Source organism: Zunongwangia mangrovi (assembly GCF_900112105.1).
Lineage (GTDB): Bacteria > Bacteroidota > Bacteroidia > Flavobacteriales > Flavobacteriaceae > Zunongwangia > Zunongwangia mangrovi.
The window spans coordinates 1-1,530 of record NZ_FOKV01000031.1 but is presented as its reverse complement, the minus strand read 5'-3'; the positions used below and the strand labels follow the sequence as shown (position 1 = coordinate 1,530).

The window sequence follows — 1,530 nt, the reverse complement described above, 5'->3', positions numbered from 1 at the left end:
CTTCATCCGTTATTCGATGTTTTTAGCTATATTTATTATAAGCGGACAAAACCTGGCAAACCAACTCGCAACTGTCCATACTCGAAACCGTTAGCACACATTTGAGAAAAATCATGAAAATTGAAAGACCACATATTAAACTTCACAGAATAGATAACCAAACTGTTCTTGATGTTGATACGTGGGAATTAAAAGACATTATCGAAGATTATTTGCGTGAAGAGTGTGAAATAGACTACGAATTTTTTCAAGAAATAAATCCTGAATTAGCTAAAACCAATTACGAAAGTTATCGACTTTTCTTCTCTAAAGAGTACTCTGAAAACAAAATAGTTGACTTTTTGAAAAAATACTCTGACAAAGAATTGATTGAAATTGTGCAATTTCAAAGAGCTCAAGCAAATGGCAGATTTTACTGCGATTGTTGTGGTTACAATACGCTGAATGAAAAACCAAATGGAACTTATCAGATTTGTACAATTTGCTTTTGGGAAGATGACCCAATTCAAAAAAATGACCCGAACTATAAAGGTGGCGCAAATCGAGTTTCATTAAACCAAGCAAAAAAGAACTTTGCGGAATTTGGAGCTTGTGAAAGAGATTTGATAAAAAACGTGCAGAAGGTTCATAGAAGTGATATTCGAAATCCAAAATACGAAGCTGAATAAAAAACGTGTGCTAACAATGTATAACAACAATTGCGGCTTTGTGTCCTTCGGACACAACCGCGCAAGCATAAAAGTCAGTAATTTTAGCTATCTTAGTTTTCAACCAATCCGCAACTGATTGTTATACAAGACCGTTACCACACATTTGAGAAAAATGGCAATAATTAAGAAAATACTCAATGAATTATTAGCATTACTAACGATATTCAATTTATTTTATTTCGACCTTTTCAGTTCAATGCCTGACTTGGAACTTAACCTCATTATATTATTTCTAGCAATGATGGGAATTGTAATATTAATGGAATATTTTGAATTCAAAAAAAGAAACTCCGACCCCTTTGTTTACTTGAGAACTAACAACGACCAATATTCACAAATTACCAGATTTATATTTGGTGGATTGGTTATTTCAGGAACAATCGTCTGTTCATTGATGACCGACATAAACATCAATTTTCTTTTTTTAGTTTTTGTTATAGGAATATCGACTTTTACTAGAGGCTTTTTTCCCGTTAAGACTACAAAAATAAAGCTTGTTAATCCAGCATTAGTTATTGATCATTTAGGTAAAAATTATACCTTAAAAATGAACTCTATCTCTGGGATTAAAATAACAGAAAATGAAATAGTTTTTAACCTTGAACCAAACCAAAAACATACAGTAGGATTTTTAGCATTATCCGAAACTGACATTATTAAAATAAAAGATATTCTTAAATTACCAATTGAAAAATAAAACGTGTGGTAACAACGCGTATAGCCAATTGCGGCTAAATACTTAATCGAAATTCGATGATTTTAGCTATATTTATTTTAAGCGGACAGAACCTGGCTAACCAACCCGCAACTGTCCATACTC

The 1,530-nt window shown here is 32.2% G+C and carries 2 protein-coding genes; both read left to right on the top strand.

Translation table 11 applies throughout. The annotated features are described in order from the left end of the window. The first annotated feature begins 113 nt into the window (after window positions 1–113). Window positions 114–668, top strand: coding sequence for a CPCC family cysteine-rich protein (locus BM201_RS17975; RefSeq protein ID WP_092545211.1), 555 nt, complete (start codon window positions 114–116; stop codon window positions 666–668). A 154-nt stretch (window positions 669–822) separates the two neighbouring features. Continuing rightward, window positions 823–1,407 carry a hypothetical protein gene (locus tag BM201_RS17970; RefSeq protein WP_092545209.1) on the top strand — a complete coding sequence of 195 codons (585 nt, stop codon included), beginning with the start codon at window positions 823–825 and terminating at the stop codon, window positions 1,405–1,407. Window positions 1,408–1,530: the final 123 nt, after the last annotated feature.

Bases quoted from the DNA above. Each gene is read 5' to 3' on its own strand.
- BM201_RS17975 (WP_092545211.1), top strand. From the start codon at position 114: ATGAAAATTGAAAGACCACATATTAAACTTCACAGAATAGATAACCAA.
- BM201_RS17970 (WP_092545209.1), top strand. From the start codon at position 823: ATGGCAATAATTAAGAAAATACTCAATGAATTATTAGCATTACTAACG.